Genomic DNA, 15112 nt, shown 5'->3' with positions numbered 1-15112 from the left:
GGAGGTGCCGCTATGGCGGTATTCAAGTACTCGGCAGTCACTGCCGATGGTCAGAAGGTCAGGTCCTCGGTGGAGGGGATCAGCCTCACCGCGGCCGAGAACGACCTGATTCGGCAGAACCTGCAGGTCGTCAAGATCCGCGAGCGCAAGGGCGTCTCGCAGATCGAGATCTCGCCCGAGCGCGTCCCGCGCACGGAGATCATGCACTTCTCCCGGCAGGTCGCGGCGTTCGTGCGCACCGGCATCCCGATCACCGACGCCGTCAGGGTGGTCGAGGACGGCACCGACTCCAAGCGCTTCAAGGCGATCCTGGGCGATGTCCGTGAGAGCCTCGAGGGCGGTGTGCCGTTCTCGGAGGCGCTCCAGACCCACGCCGCCGTCTTCCCGCCGTACTACCTCGGCATCTTGCGCTCCGCGGAGCTCACGGGCCAGCTCGACACCGTGCTCGACCAGCTCGCGGTCTACATCGAGCGAGACCTCGAGGCCCGCTCCGCGATCAAGTCGGCGCTGACGTACCCCCTCGTGGTGATGGGCATGAGCATCGTGACCATGGTGGTCATGGTGACGTTCGTGCTGCCCCGCTTCGTCGTGTTCTTCGACGAGCTCGACTCCGAGCTGCCCCTGCCCACCCGCATGCTGCTCGGGTTCAGCTCCTTCGTGAGCACCTGGTGGTGGCTCATCGCGTTGCTCGTGATCGCCGCGGGGATCGGGTACTACGCCCTCGGTCGCAGCGAGCAGGGCCGAAGGTGGAAGGCCCAGGTGTTCCTGTCGCTGCCGGTGATCGGGATCATCGTGCAGTACGCGTCGGTCGAGCGCTTCTGCCGCATCGTCGCCGCCATGATGCGGGCCGGCGTGCCCCTGCCAGAGGCCATGACGTCCGCCATCGAATCCACCAACAACCAGGTGTTCGTCGATGCGCTGCGCACCGCTCGCTTCGAGATGCTCGAGGGCGACGGGATGGCGGGGCCGCTCGAGCGCACCGACCTCTTCCCGTCCGCCGCCGTCCAGATGATCAGGGTGGGCGAGGAGACCGGCACGCTCGACCAGCAGATGGAGTCGGCCGCGGAGTTCTACGCCCGTGAGCTGTCCATCAAGCTCAAGCGGCTGACCACGCTGTTCGAGCCGGCGGTCATCTTGTTCATGGGCTTCATCGTGGGCTTCGTCGCCGTCGCCCTCATCTCGGCCATGTACGGCGTCATCCAGGGCCAGAAGAAAGAGCTCTGATGCGCCTGGCGCACGCACGGCGGGGCACAGCCCGCCGTGCCGCTGGAGCCGATGAGGCGGGCGAGACCCTCATCGAGCTGATCGTGACGGTGATCCTCCTGGGAACGGCCATCGTGACGCTGCTCGGCGGCCTGTTCTCGGTCGTGGTCCTCGTGGGCCGGCACCGGCAGAACGTGGCCACCTCGGCACGCGCCACCGAGACCGTCGAGACGCTCCAGCGGGCCACCTACGTGCCGTGCACGGCCACGCCGGACCCGACGACCGCGTACTCGGGGTTGTTCTCCACCCCGGGCGCGTCGATCTACTCCGTCAAGTACCTCCAGAGCCAGACGGCCAACCCCGCAGTGTTCACGACGACCTGTCCCGCCACGGATCAGGGCGTCACCGAGGTGGTGGTCGAGGTCACGTCCGGGACCGGCACCAGCCGGGTGGTGACCCGGCAGACCATCCTCAAGCGTGCGGACGACTGTCCCGGGTCGATGAGCACGACCACCGTCGCAGGCCAACGTTGCTAGGTAGGCAGATGCGCATCCTCCACCACCACCACCACCTGCACAGGTCCGACCGCGAGGGCGAGGCCTCCGGCATCACCCTGCTCGAGGTCATCGTCAGCCTGATGATCCTGGCGATCATCATGGTGCCCCTCGTCATGGCCTTCACCTCTGGCCTGCTCACCACCAACGCGGCCGGCAAGCGCCTCGACAACGACGGCGACATGGCTCGCATCACCAACGCCTGGACGCGAGATGTCGTCGACGTCGATCCGACCGGCGTCTACGACACGGGTCTCACGGGCGCCTCATCCGTCACCGCCGCGCCCTGCGTCGATCCCTCGCAGACGGCCTCGACGCCGCTGGTGTCGTTCCAGTCCGACGTGGCCGTCAGCGCCGGTTCGGTCCCGCGCCTGTCCACCTGGTCGATCGAAGGGTCGGGAACCTCGGCCAAGCTCGTCCGGACGATCTGCTTGGCGGGTGCCCCCTCCTCCTACGACGTGCTCGCCGACAGCTTCGGCACGGTGGGCACCGCGGCGGCGAGCCTCGTGCACGGACCCGGTGGAGCCAACACCGTGTTCTGCACCGGTCGGTCCTGCACGATCGAGATCCACGGGGCCTACACGTTCGCCCTCACGATCGGCCGTCGGGTGCCGGATCTCTCCGTGTCGAGCCTGGCCAACACCGCGCCGGCTCCGCCCCGCATCACGTCGCTGACCCCGCAGAACCAGGCCTTGGCGGTGTCGTGGAACCCGCCGGAGCTCCTGGTCGGCCAGCCCAGCGTCGATCAGTACGAGCTCCAGGTGCTGTCGAGCGCCACCGGGCCCGTCGTGCAGACCGTCTCGAGCATCGACGGCAACGCCGTGGGCGTCCTCGTCAGCTCGCTCACCAACGGCACGCCCTATTGGGTGCAGGCGCGGGCGCACAACTCCGTCGGTTGGGGCGCCTTCAGCAACGTCTACGGTCCCGGGACCCCGCGGCCGTTCCCCCCTGGCGGGCCCACGGTCCTGACCATCACCCGGGGCGACCACCAGCTCAGCGCCACCTGGACCGCCGTGGCCGGTGCCACGGGCTACCGCATCTATGCCCGCGACCCTTCGGGCCTCGAGCGCGGCCCCGTCGACGTCTCCACCGCCTCCGGCACGATCGGCAACCTGACCAACGGCATCGCCTACCAGCTCCTGATCTCGGTGACCAACGCCGACGGCGAAGGCGCACGCGGTCCGTTGTCGGCGGCGGCCCGCCCCCACGGCGCCATGGTCGATCCGCTCACCGTGACGGCCCGCGCCTCGGGCTCGAAGACCGTCACGGTCGAGTTCACGCTTCCGAACTCGAGCGGCGACTCCTGGGTCAACCTGAACGGCAACCAGCTGCTCGGTATCCGGCCGGCGCTCTACTCCGTCAACGCCGACGGTTCGCTCACCTACGTGAGCGGCGCCGGCTACTTCGACCGCTTCTACGCGACGGGCGCGGCGGGCTGGAACAGCCCCACGTCGTACACGTGGCAACCGACCGACACCCCCGGAACCCCCATGGCGGACGGGACGTCGTACGTGATCCGCCTGAGCATCATCGGGGCCGGCGAAGAGGGCATCTCGACGTCTCGCTCCGAGAGCGCCCGCTTCGACTCCGTCCCGGGGTACGCCGGAGCCATCCGGCCTCCAGGCGTCACCCCGGCCGGCATCCCCGGCAAGCCCGGGGCCGTCCACCAGTACTCGCTGCCGCGCGACGACCAGCGCTTCGATGTCTCCTTCGACCAGCCTGCGGGTGACACGGCGACGTCCGTCACCCTGAACGGCGGGAAGGCCGTGGGCTACTCCGCACGCATGGACGAACGGACCGCCGACGCCCCGAACGGCACGGCGTGGGCCACCAGCGCCACCCCCGCCCCCGCGCTGCTCATCCCCGGCGATGCCAACTCCTCCTGCTACTGGTGCGCGGTCGCTCCCGTCGCTCTGCCGGTGCAGTCCTACGACCGCGTCGTGTACGACGTGGGACCGGTGTACGGCGGCAAGGAGTACCGCCTCGGCATGCGGATCGCCACGCAGGGCGAGTGGCCGGGGGCGCCCACCACCTGGGGGCCGTACTCCGACATGTGCCAGGGCGACAAGGATCCCGCCCACCCCGAGTACCGGCAGTGCGTCGTCGCCGGCGTCGGCCTCAAGGACACCGCGACCGGTGTCACGCTGAGCCGACCGGCCAACTCGGCCCCGCAGACCCTGAGCATCAGCTTCCGGACGCCGGTCAACGGTGGCACGGTGACCCGGTACAACATCGTGTGCGACGGTGGCGGCGCGCCGACCAAGACCTACAACATCATCAAGACCGTGGCTGCCAACACCCCCGTCGTCGAGTCGCTCTCCGGTCTCCGAGACGGTCGGAACTACCGATGTACCGTCCAGCTCGGAAACGCGGCCGGGTTCGGTGGCTTGACCCAGTCGGCCAACCAGGCCATGGCGTACGGCGAGTGCGAGCTGGTCTCGTCCACCGACACCTACGTCGACGACGAAGACGGCACCACCCGGGGTGGCGCCGGCGACCTCAACGTCGCCCGCAACGGCGCCTGGTACGAGTTCGGGGCCCAGGCCAACCGGTGGGCGCTGCTGAAGTGGAACTACGCCGACAACTGCCGCAACTACACCAACATCGCCATGTCGTCGGCGGCCTACCTCGTCGACACGTCGTTCAACGTGTACATCTCCGACGGCGGCACCACGCGCACGCACCGCGTGTACCTCATCACCTCGGCCTGGAACGACTCCACCAACTGGGGCTCGCGGCCCTCCTCGGGGGCCTCGCCGGGCGCCTGGTCGGCCCAATCCGGCAACAGCTGGCGATCGCTCGATGTCGTGACCCAGGCCCGGACCCAGAAGGCCAGCGCGGCTGCCAACAACGGGTGGCTGATCCGTGACGACGGCGGCGACGCGTACAACTTGTACGCCCTCTACGCCTCGCGCGAGAACGGCAACACCAGCATCCGGCCCTACCTGAAGATGCGGTTCTACCAAGACGGCCAGTAGCCGTTCGCTCTGGCCGCGGCGACTGCCGCGGACCAGAGCGCCACGACTGCGGCACGGCTGACCGCCACCCGCGTGCGTGACCACGCTCGGTGGAGCTCCTGCCGCGGCCACCGCAGCGCGGCTGCGGTGACCCGCGTGCGTGACCACGCTCAGTCGAGCTCCTGCCGCGGCCACCGCAGCGCGGCTCCAGCGATCGACCCATCCCCGGGCTGACACCTCGTGGCCGGGTCGAGCCGGGCCTCAGACCGGCCCACGGCCAGGCTCGGAGCGGACCGTCGGGCCGCCCCGGCCGATGAGCCCGGCGCCGCTCAGCCGGTGGCGGCGTCGGCCACGGCGACCGCGAGCTTCCGGCCGGCGGTGGAGCTGCCGGCCGAGGTGTCGGTGGTGACCGTGAGCAGCTGATCGCCGGTGGCCACGGTCAGCTGTCCCGCGCCGGGAGCGGTGGGGTCGGCCAGCCAGGCCGCACCGTCGCCGAGGTGGGCGACCGCGGTCTTGGGCCACGCCTTGCCGTCGGTCGCTCGCTCCAGGGCGCCGATGACCTTGGCGGCCTTGCCGTCGAGGGGCCCGACCTGGACGGTGGCGTTGCCGCGCCCGGGCGCGCTCACCGAGCAGCCGCTCGGGTAGATCGGGGTGACGGTCACGGCCGCGTCCAGGGCCTTCCCGAGCGCCTTGCCGTCACCCAGCCGGTCGCAGGGCCCAGCGGCGGCGTGCGGGGTGGTCCCCACCTTGCTCTGCGGCGCCCGCCGCAGCGCGGCGCGCGCGATCGTCGCGGCCTGGCGCTGTGCACTCGCGTCGGAGCCCGCGGCCGGACCGAGATCGACGATGATGAGCGATCCGTCCTGGCGAGCGACCAGACGGGCCCCCAGGGGCCCGCCCTGCGGATCGAACCGGGCCGCCGAGCCCAGCCCTTCCACGGCCTGGCCGTTCGGCAGCAGCCGGACCGGATCGTCCTTGCCGGCTCCGGTGCGGAGCTCCACCACCGCCGACGCGGCGTCGGGGCGGGCGGCCGCGTAGGTGCAGGGGATGCCGTCGCTGCTGGTGGCCTTGACGGCGTGGTGCACCGCCGCGCCGACCTCGGCTGCGGTCACGAGGAGGCACGGGCGCTGGCGGACCTGAGCGGCCGTCAGCGTGGCCTTGGGGTGGCTCCCTGCGTCGCTCGAGCACGCGGCCAGAGGGCCGAGTGCGAGCACGGCCGCGACCGGTAGCAGCAACACCGAACGTCGTGGCATCGACCCCCCTCGCACCGACCCCGCGTTGGGATCGAGCCGCAGTGTAGGACGCGGCCGGTGGCGCCACGGGTCGACCACATCGGCGCCGAGCGGGAGAGAATGAGCCGTTCGGCTCAGCGACGGCCGTGGGGTGATCATGTACCGTTCTGCACGCTGTCGAACGGCGGCACGGGGGGACCATCGGTACGCGATGGATTCAGCATGCAGGCACCTGCTCGCTCGCTGCCGCTCCGGACTCATACATTCCCTGGGGGAACCACATGCTTAAGCACCTGCAGTCCACTGCCGAGTGGGACGAGAAGTCCGTTGGAGCCAAGGGCTTCACGCTCATCGAGCTCCTGGTCGTCGTGATCATCCTCGGCATCCTCGCCGCGGTCGCGGTGTTCGCCGTCGGTGGCCTGACCGACAACGCCAGCAAGAACTCGTGCAAGACCGAGTACTCCACGGTCAAGACCGCCATCCAGGCCTACAAGGCCCAGAACGACAACGCGGCGCCCGCCAGCGTCGCCGTCATGAAGGAAGCGGTCGGTGGCAACCTCACCGACGACCCGACCTACTTCATCGTCACCGCCGGCGCCATCGTGAACGGCAACGGCTCCAACGGCGCCAAGACCCCGCCCTCCGGCTGCCCGTGATCCTCGCTCCTCCGGGAGCGAACCTGAGTTGAAGGAGGGGGAGGGCCTGCGGGTCCTCCCCCTTCCGCGTTTTGGCCGCGACCAGGCGATCCGGGCCGCCATGGCCTACACTTCACGCCGCTCGTCTCTGCGCACCCTGCCCGCCGCCTTGGCGGCCGCAGCCGTCCGCACCGCTGATGTCCGGGGGGACCCAAGTTGATGCGATCACGTGTCTCGCACCACCGTCTGGCCGGTACCGACCGACTCCGCCGATGCAGCGAGCGCGGTGCCGCGCTGGTCATCGCGCTGGTGATGATCATCGTCCTCGGCGTGATCTTGGCGGGGCTGCTCACCTACAGCGGCACCAGCGTGAGCTCGGACCGCACGTACAGCACCATCCGCAAGCAGCGCTATGCCGGCGACAACGCCATCCGCGCCGCCGTCAACTGGGTGCGAGACCAGCCGAAGCTGGCCCGCGACCCCGCCCTCTCGGTCAACGATCCGGCGTGCGTGTACCACGTCCCGAGCGAGGTCGGCACCATCACGACGAGCTGCGCCGCGGACCGCAACGGCGGATCGGGCAAGCCGTCGCAGGGCGGCCTCGTCCCCGACAACGCCATCGTGGCGCTCGGCGCCCAGCAGAACGAGTCCAAGAACCAGGGCTCCAACCAGTACAACAACAGCGGCTGCGGTTCCGACTTCGTCAACTTCTTCAGCCCCGAGAGCCCGGAGCCTTCGGCCGAGCCCTCGATCCTGTTGCAGTACAACTCGGTGAAGCAGCCGAACGGCGTCGGCTTCGTGTGCCAGACCCGCTCCCGACCCGCCGGTGAGTTCACCGTCAACGGCAACGTGCTGGCGGCCGGCAACATCAAGGCCACCGCGGGCTTCAACATCCGCACCGACACCACGCACTCGGTCCAGGCGAAGGCGGGCTGCGTGGGCACCTCGCCGCTGTGCGCCGCCAACTCCGGCCTGAGCGTCACCGACCCGGCGGCGGGCGACTCCGCGTGGGATCACGTCCCGATCAACTGGGACAACGTCCGCACCAACCCCTACTGGTGGAACGGCACGAGCCTGGTGCAGTACACCGACGCCGAGGGCTGCAGCACCCGGGGCGGAGTGATCATCTTCCAGCCGGGCTGGTACAAGGACGCCAACGTCATCAACAAGTACACGGCCAACCCGGCGTGCTCCGACCGCACGATCTGGTTCGCTCCCGAGCCAGGGCCCGACGGTCTCCTCCAGACCACCGACGATGTCACGGGTGCGTACTACTTCGGCTTCCAGAACACCTCCGCGAGCTACAGCTGCAACATGGCGGCCACGCAGAGCCACCGGCTCTGCATCGGTGGCTCGGCCACCCAGACGCCCCGCGTGGTCGCCGGCGGCGTGAAGATCGGCAGCACCGGCACCGGCGGGTTCAACCCCTTGGCCGTGCCCGGTTCCGGCAGTTCCCAGACCGTCACCCTCAACCAGGCCACCACCGTCGACTCTGGTCTCTCCCAGTCGTGGTCCAACGCCGACGGAGCCAAGCTCATCGGCGACGGCGGCAGCTCCGGCAACGTCGCCACCTACTCCGCCAGCTTCTGCATCCCGTTGTTCGGCTGCCGCTCGACCGACCGGTCGATCCGGGTGCGCAACTTCGCTCCCCAGGTCGTGACCGGCCCGGACAAGGTCGGGTCCAACCCTGGGCCGATCTTCCTCCAGGTGGCGCACCAAGAGGATGCGGGCTCGGGCATCACGCCCTCGGTCGAGGTGCGGGCCGTCGGCCCCGAGTCCGGTCGGCAGGCCAGCTGCGGCACGTTCACCCTGCCGCAGCGGACCACGATGACCACCGACACCTTCACCGCGAACCAGGCATCGGCCCTGGGGGCCTGCCTGAGCTCCGCCGACCTCATCAACGGCATGCAGGTCACCTACCGGGCGACCGGCAACGGTGGCAACAGCGGCAGCCCGAAGGTGCGCCTCGATGGGGTGAAGGCGTACTTCAGCACCACGCCCACCACCTCGTTCCCGGCCAGCGTCGGCAGCTCCGGCACCGCCGCCGTCGACTGCGACCCCGAGGGCGCGGGTGCCCAGTTCATCCTCGGAGGCGACTCGCACATCTACGTGGCCGACGGCAACCTCCAGGTGTGCGCTGGCGCCTTCCCCACCAACCCGGAGGACCACCAGCAGATCGGGATCTGGGAGGCACCTGCGCTCCCTCCGATCCAGCCGAGCACCGTGGCCGTCGATCCGTCGACCTCGGGCGCAGCCACCACGTTGGCCAACCCCAACAACGCCAAGGTGATCGCCGAGTCCTCGGGCGGCTCGGCTGCCACCGCCAACCTCCGGCGCTCGTCGAGCTGTGACAACAACGGCATCACCTGCCTCTCGCTGTTCGGCTTCGTGATCGGCGGCGGAGGCACCAACACCGCCAGCGCGAACTTCAACTTCGACGGCTACACGCCGCCCGCCGGCATGGCCATCGACAGCGTCCAGCTGCGGGCCGCGTACACCAACGCACCGCTGTTCAACATCCTCGGCGTGATCACGCCCGGGAGCTCGGCGAAGATGGAGGTGCAGGGCTGCGCCGCCTCCGACATGGGCGTGACGCTGGACAACTCCCAGACGCGGAGCAAGGCCGCCGACGTCACCTCCTGCCTCACGGGCGACCACGGCGGCGGCTCGCTCCTCAGCACCGGGTTCACCGTGGCGTGGCGGGCCAGCCGCACGGCGATCTGCGCCCCTGGCGGGTCGTGCACCGGCGGCATCGACGAGAAGCTCGACGGCATCCAGATGCTGGTCAACCTCAAGCCCGTCGATGCGAACTCGCGGGTCGTCGTCCCGGCCTCGGGCTGCGTCCGCGGCCTGCCCAACTACTGGGCCGGCCTGGCCAACCCCGACTGCGCGGTCCTGAAGGCCGACAGCACGGTGCAGAACACGCCCATCCCGCTCCTCCAGACCGACGAGTCGAAGTGGTTCGGGCGGTTCTCGATCCAGGGCACGGTCTACGCCCCGTCGGGCGCCTTGGAGATCGACGACAGCGACGCCGCGTACCCATCGGTCACCCGCGGCATCGTCGTCCGCCACCTCCGGGTCACGGGCTACGCCAAGCGCGCCGGCTACACCGGATCGTCCGTCGATGTCGTCATCAAGAAGGACACCGCGCCTCGCGAGGCGACGTTCACCTCGTGCATCCAGAGCGCCGCTCGGGTCACGGCCAACGCGCCGTGCAGCACGACCGATGGTGACCGCGTCCTCACCCGGTCGCGGGTCCGCTTCGAGATCGACCCGGCCACCGCCAACAACCCGGCGGTGCAGCCCAAGGCCAACATCCCCCAGACCCTCTGGTGGTCTACCAAGCACTGATCGGCCGGCGGGTCGGGCCCATCGGCCCGACCCGCAGCCGGTGTTCGCTCAGGCGACGGGGACGGCCCCGGCGGCCGGGTTGTTCTCTGCGTGGGTGGCGGCGGTCCGGATGTCGGTCGGGACGACCGCCCGGGCGAGCGCCTCTTCGTGGCTGATGAGGTCGTGGGCGATCAGGACCGAGAGGCTCTGCTCGAGCGTCTGCATGCCGTCGCGGACGCTCTGGGCGATCACGTTGCGGATCTGGTGGGTCTTGCCGTCGCGGATCAGCGCTCGCACCGGGTTGTTCGCCAGGAGGATCTCGAACGCCGCGATCATGCCGCCGTCTTGGCGGGGGACCAGCCGCTGAGCCACGACGCCCGCGAGCGACGAGGCCAGCTGGACGCGGATCTGCGCTTGGCGCTCGCTCGGGAACACGTCGATGATGCGGTCGATGGCCGTCGACGCGTCGTTGGTGTGCAACGTCGCGAAGACCAGGTGCCCCGTCTCGGCGATGGTCAGCGTGGTGGCGATGCTCTCGGGATCTCGCATCTCACCGACGAGGACGACGTCGGGATCCTCGCGGAGCGCCGCCTTGAGGCCGTCTTGGAAGGTGGGGGTGTCGAACCCGACCTCTCGCTGCGAGATCATCGACATCTGGTGGCTGTGGACGTACTCGATCGGGTCTTCGAGCGTGAGGATGTGCCGCCGCCGCGTGGCGTTGATGCGTCCGATCATGGCGGCCTGGGTGGTGGACTTGCCCGAGCCCGTGGGTCCGGTGATCAGCACCAGGCCCTGGTGGCTGTTGCAGAACGTCTCCATGACCGGGGGAAGCAGGAGCTCCTCCATCGTGGGGATCTGGTACGGGATGGCCCGCAGCGCCAGGCTGACCGCGCCGCGCTGGCGGAAGGCGTTGCCGCGGAAGCGGGTGGCATCCTTCCAGGAGAACGAGAAGTCGACCTGGCGGGTCACCTCGAACTGCGCGAGCAGCTCGGCCGGCAGCATCGCCTCGAGGATCGACTCGACGTCGTCCGCGTGGAGGGGCTGGTGGCCGGGGAAGGGGTGGAGGTCGCCGTCGACCCGCATCATCGGCGGCGCGTCGGCGCCGATGTGGATGTCGGTGCCGCCGGACTCCCACAGGGCTTGGATCAGCCCCGAGATGGGCTCGATGTTGACTTGACTCATCTTCATCCGGGGAGTCTCGCGCACTCCTCGATGGGCGGCACGCGATCTGCGGCCGGGAGCCGTGTACGGTGCGTCCGCTCAGGCGCAGTGCTACCAGGGGGAATCCAGTGCTCAACAGCCAAGCTCGACGATTCGGCGAAGCGCTCGTCGATCGCCACGTCATCACTCGCGAGGCCATGGACGCGGCGCTCGACGAGTCATCGCGGACCGGGGTGCTGCTCCCCGCGGTCCTGGAGTCGTCGGTGGCGCTGCCCGCCGCCGACCTGGCCGCGGCATGGGCCGCTGCCACCGGGGCCGAGTACGTCGACATGGGCAGCGAGGTCATCCATCCCGAAGCCCTCGCGATCTTGCCCGAAGAGCTGATCGTGGCGCACCGGGCCATCCCGATCCGGCTCGACCAAGCGGGTCTGCTCGTGGCGTTCTCGGCGCCCGCGGTCGCCGCATCGGTGCGCGCGATCGCCGACCACCTCGTGGCCGCCGGGGGTCCCGACCTCATCGTCGGGCTCACCGACGACGAGTCGATCACCGCCGCCATCGCGGACCTCGCCGACGGGTCCGGGCCCCACGACGCGCAGCACGGCGGATCCACCCGCAACGACAACACCACGGAGCTGTACCGGCTCTTCGACCGCCTGCTCGGGTTCGGTGCATCCGACCTGCACCTCGCGGTGGGCGAACCGCCCTTCATGCGGGTCGTGGGCGACCTCATCCGCATGCCCGACGAGCCGGCGCTGACCGCGACGCGCATCCGCGAGCTCGTCTACTCGATCCTCTCCGTCCGGCAGCAGGCCAAGTTCGAGGAGACCCGCGAGCTCGACACCTCCCACGCCATGGGCGCCAAGGTCCGGTTCCGCGTCAACGTGTTCCTCCAGCGCAACGCGGTGGGTGCGGCGTTCCGCGTGATCCCGTACGAGGTCGTCGACTTCGACGTCCTGGGCCTGCCGCCCGTGGCGCGGACCGTGGCGGACCTCCCGCGCGGGCTGGTGCTCGTGACCGGACCGACCGGTTCGGGCAAGTCCACGACCCTGGCGTCGCTGGTCGACATCGTCAACCGGACCCGTCACTGCCACATCATGACGATCGAGGACCCGATCGAGTTCGTGCACCGGCCGAAGGTCGCCCTGATCAACCAGCGCGAGGTCGGCGAGGACACCCTCGGCTTCGGTGTCGCCCTGACGTCGGCCATGCGCCAGGACCCCGACGTGATCCTCGTGGGCGAGATGCGCGACCTCGAGACGATCTCCACCGCCATCACCGCCGCGGAGACCGGTCACCTGGTCTTCGCCACCCTCCACACCCAGGACGCCGCCCAGACCGTCGACCGCATCATCGACGTCTTCCCCGGAGAGCAGCAGGGGCAGGTCCGGGTGCAGCTGGCGAACTCGCTGCAGGCCGTGATCACCCAGCAGCTGCTCCCCTCCGTCGACGGCCGCAGCCGGGTGGCGGCGTGCGAGCTCATGTTCGCCAACAACGCGATCCGGGCCCTCATCCGCGAAGGGAAGGTCCACCAGATCCACAACGCGATGGCCTCGGGCAAGCGGGCCGGCATGCAGACCATGGACGACTCCCTGGCCGATCTGGTGCGCCGTGGGATGGTGGAGGGTCGTGAGGCCGTCCGCCGGGCCAAGAACCCCGACGAGCTCGGCCGGGCGGTCGGTCTCGCTCCGCTTCCTCCTCCGCCGACCGGTAGGCCCTGACCCGGGTCCGCTACCGTCGGACCGTCCGATGTCGTGAGGAACTGACGCCATGGTCGCCGTAGGGCGGAAGCATCGCAGTGCGAGCACCTCTGGGTTCACCATCGCCGAGCTCGTCCTGGTGCTGGTCGTCTTCACCGGGCTGGTGCTGGTCGCCGTCGTATCGCTCCGAGGCATCCGGTCCGACCGGGCCGCCACGGATTGCGACACCGAGCTGCGCGCCCTCAAGGCGGCCTCCTCGCAGTACGAGGCCCAGTTCGGCGTCGCCGCGCCCGATCTGGACGCCCTGACCAAGGTGGGCCTCCACGATGTCGATTCGATCGATGGCTGGACCTACAACCCCGGGGCCAAGGGTGAGGATCCGACGTTCGAACCGGCCCGGGCCGAGTGCCGCTGAGCGCTCCCGCCGGTGATCATCGACCCCGAACGTGCCCGACCGCTCCGATGAGCCGTTGATGTCCGACGAACCGGAGTCGGCGGTGGCCGTCGCGGGTGAGGCCCTGCCCGTCGTCGATGCCGTCCCGCGGGAGCCCGAGGTCGATGGTCCGCCGCCGGGACCTTCGAGCGGGGGTCGGGAGCTCGACCTCCTGGTCGCCGCCGCTGCCCTCCTCCTCCTGGTCGTCTACGTCCCTGGGCTGGACCAGGGACCGGTCACCGCCCGGCTCATCGTGCTCGCCCCGCTCGGAGCCGCAGGCATCGTCGCCCTCGTGCGCCTCGCGATCGATGGGGACGCGCCGGCGCGCTGGGCGGCCGGCTTCCTGGTGGCGGCCGGTGCCGCCACGGCGCTGTCCGACGACGTCCGGAGATCCCTGGCATCGGGGTTCGGCACCGACCGCGGTTGGATCTTCCTGGTCCTGTTCCTCGGTTGCTACGCCGCCGGACGGCGGCGCGGACCCACCGGGACCCGGCTGCTCGTCGGCGCCGTGCTGATCGGCCTGGTGATCAACGCCGCGGTGGCCATCGGCCAGGTGGCGGTCCACCACCACCAGGGCATCCTCTCGCTGACGGATGGGCGGGCGCTCGGCCTCCTGCCCAACCCGGTGTACCTCGCGAGCCTGATGGCCGGCGCCGTTCCGCTCGCCGCCTGGACCGTCGGCCGCCCGGTGGCGCGCTGGTGGCTCGGGCTCCCGCTGGTCACCCTGATGGTCGCCGGCTCCCAGGCGGCCGGGGGTCGCAGCGGCGCGGCGATCGGCGTGGTGGTGGCCCTCGTCGCGATCCGCCGCATCGGGGCGAAGCGGATCGCCCTGGTGGTGCTCGCCATCGCCCTCGGACTGCTGCTGATGGTCCCGCTGGGGCAGCAGGGATCGGCCGCGACCCGAGCGGCCGACGGTGGCGAGAGCGGCATCGGCACCCGCCTGGAGATGTGGGGCGACGCGTTCGACCGCGTGACCGAGCGCCCCCTTCTCGGCTGGGGCCCGAACGAGTTCGCTCCCGCCACCACGCCGCACATCTCGGCGGAGTTCGCCCGCAGCGAAGGTCCCGATCAGGTGTTCTTCGATGCCCACAACGTGCTGATCGAGCAGCTCTTCAGCATCGGCATCCCGGGCCTCGTGCTGGTGGTCGGGTTCGCGGTCGCCGCGGGGCGGCGGGCTCGAGGGCCGCTCGCGCTCTTCGCGCTGGGCATCGCCCTCTCGTGGTTGCTGGAGCCGATCTCGATCGGGACGGCCCCCGTCACCCTGCTCGCGCTCGGAGCGGCCGACCCGACCGGCATCCCGGCGTTGACCACCGCGGCGCGGCGCGCGGTGGCAGGGGTGGCCACCGCGATCCTCGTGCTCGTGGCGTCGATCGGCGCCGGCCGATCGTTCCTGGTGGACCAGGCGGTGCACCGCGGCAGCGCCGACGCCTCCCTCGACGACCTCGCTCGGGCCCGGCGCCTGCTGCCGCACGACCCGGTCGTGTCCGACGCCGAGACGCAGCTGCGGCTCCACTTCAACGACGTCGGGCCCGACGCTCGGAACCAGGCCCAGATGCGCCGGGCGGCGCAGCGGACGGTGGGCCTGGAACCCGACCGGGACACCTGGTGGTTCCGGCTCGCTCAGGTGGAGTACGTCGCCGCCCCTGGATCGAGGCACGACCGGCTGGTGGCGACGCGCCACGCGCTCGAACGGGCCAACGAGCTGCACCCGTGGTCGCTCACCACGATCGACGCGCTGCGGAAGGTGTCATCGGAGCTGCACGACCGCGCCGCGTCCGCTCGGTGGAGCGACGCGAGGTGCGAGCTCGTCGACTGCGCTGCCGACCCCTCCGGGGGCGGTTGACCCGTCACCGAGCCGGGTGACGGGAGCGGTCCCCCGGAGGCGATGGACCGGTCGAGGCCGCGGTGAGGGC

10 protein-coding genes are annotated in these 15112 nt (G+C 70.4%); 8 read left to right on the top strand and 2 right to left on the bottom strand.

The window, feature by feature from the left end; genetic code table 11:
* Positions 1 to 12 precede the first annotated feature (12 nt).
* Genes ACPPVX_RS10485 through ACPPVX_RS10475 form a run of 3 tightly spaced genes read left to right on the top strand, consistent with a single transcriptional unit; the run spans position 13 to position 4735 of the window.
* Complete coding sequence (locus ACPPVX_RS10485; protein ID WP_426574846.1) at positions 13 to 1224, top strand: type II secretion system F family protein; 1212 nt, start codon at positions 13 to 15, stop codon at positions 1222 to 1224.
* Positions 1224 to 1739: a hypothetical protein gene (locus tag ACPPVX_RS10480; protein ID WP_426574845.1), complete on the top strand. Its 516-nt coding sequence runs from the start codon at positions 1224 to 1226 to the stop codon at positions 1737 to 1739. Before ACPPVX_RS10485 ends, ACPPVX_RS10480 begins: the two co-directional genes overlap by 1 nt.
* Positions 1740 to 1747: 8 nt before the next feature.
* On the top strand, positions 1748 to 4735 hold the full coding sequence (locus ACPPVX_RS10475) for a fibronectin type III domain-containing protein (protein ID WP_426574844.1): 2988 nt from the start codon (positions 1748 to 1750) through the stop codon (positions 4733 to 4735).
* A 308-nt stretch (positions 4736 to 5043) separates the two neighbouring features.
* Here ACPPVX_RS10475 and ACPPVX_RS10470 read toward each other — a convergent pair whose 3' ends face one another.
* Positions 5044 to 5925 (bottom strand): hypothetical protein, encoded by an 882-nt coding sequence (locus tag ACPPVX_RS10470; protein WP_426574843.1) that lies wholly within the window; start codon positions 5923 to 5925, stop codon positions 5044 to 5046.
* Between the two features lie 299 nt (positions 5926 to 6224).
* On the opposite strand from ACPPVX_RS10470, the gene ACPPVX_RS10465 reads away from it, so the two are divergent.
* A complete protein-coding gene (locus ACPPVX_RS10465; protein WP_426574842.1) occupies positions 6225 to 6599 on the top strand; it encodes a type II secretion system protein in 375 nt (124 codons plus the stop codon).
* A 198-nt stretch (positions 6600 to 6797) separates the two neighbouring features.
* On the top strand, positions 6798 to 9929 hold the full coding sequence (locus ACPPVX_RS10460) for a hypothetical protein (protein WP_426574841.1): 3132 nt from the start codon (positions 6798 to 6800) through the stop codon (positions 9927 to 9929).
* Between the two features lie 48 nt (positions 9930 to 9977).
* Here the strand turns inward: ACPPVX_RS10460 and ACPPVX_RS10455 are convergent, their stop codons facing one another.
* Positions 9978 to 11096, bottom strand: a complete 1119-nt coding sequence (locus tag ACPPVX_RS10455) for a type IV pilus twitching motility protein PilT (protein ID WP_426574840.1) — start codon at positions 11094 to 11096, stop codon at positions 9978 to 9980.
* Positions 11097 to 11197: 101 nt separating this feature from the next.
* Between ACPPVX_RS10455 and ACPPVX_RS10450 the strand changes: the two genes are divergently transcribed.
* Genes ACPPVX_RS10450 through ACPPVX_RS10440 form a run of 3 tightly spaced genes read left to right on the top strand, consistent with a single transcriptional unit; the run spans position 11198 to position 15042 of the window.
* Positions 11198 to 12787, top strand: a complete 1590-nt coding sequence (locus ACPPVX_RS10450) for a PilT/PilU family type 4a pilus ATPase (protein WP_426574839.1) — start codon at positions 11198 to 11200, stop codon at positions 12785 to 12787.
* A 49-nt stretch (positions 12788 to 12836) separates the two neighbouring features.
* The gene (locus ACPPVX_RS10445) at positions 12837 to 13181 is read left to right on the top strand and encodes a pilus assembly FimT family protein (protein WP_426574838.1); all 345 of its coding nucleotides are present in this window, start codon (positions 12837 to 12839) and stop codon (positions 13179 to 13181) included.
* 58 nt (positions 13182 to 13239) lie between these two features.
* The gene (locus ACPPVX_RS10440; protein ID WP_426574837.1) at positions 13240 to 15042 is read left to right on the top strand and encodes an O-antigen ligase family protein; all 1803 of its coding nucleotides are present in this window, start codon (positions 13240 to 13242) and stop codon (positions 15040 to 15042) included.
* Positions 15043 to 15112: the final 70 nt, after the last annotated feature.

It is taken from the genome of Aquihabitans sp. McL0605 (genome assembly GCF_049993875.1).
Taxonomy (GTDB): domain Bacteria; phylum Actinomycetota; class Acidimicrobiia; order Acidimicrobiales; family Iamiaceae; genus Aquihabitans.
This window is presented reverse-complemented; position numbering and strand designations above follow the sequence as displayed.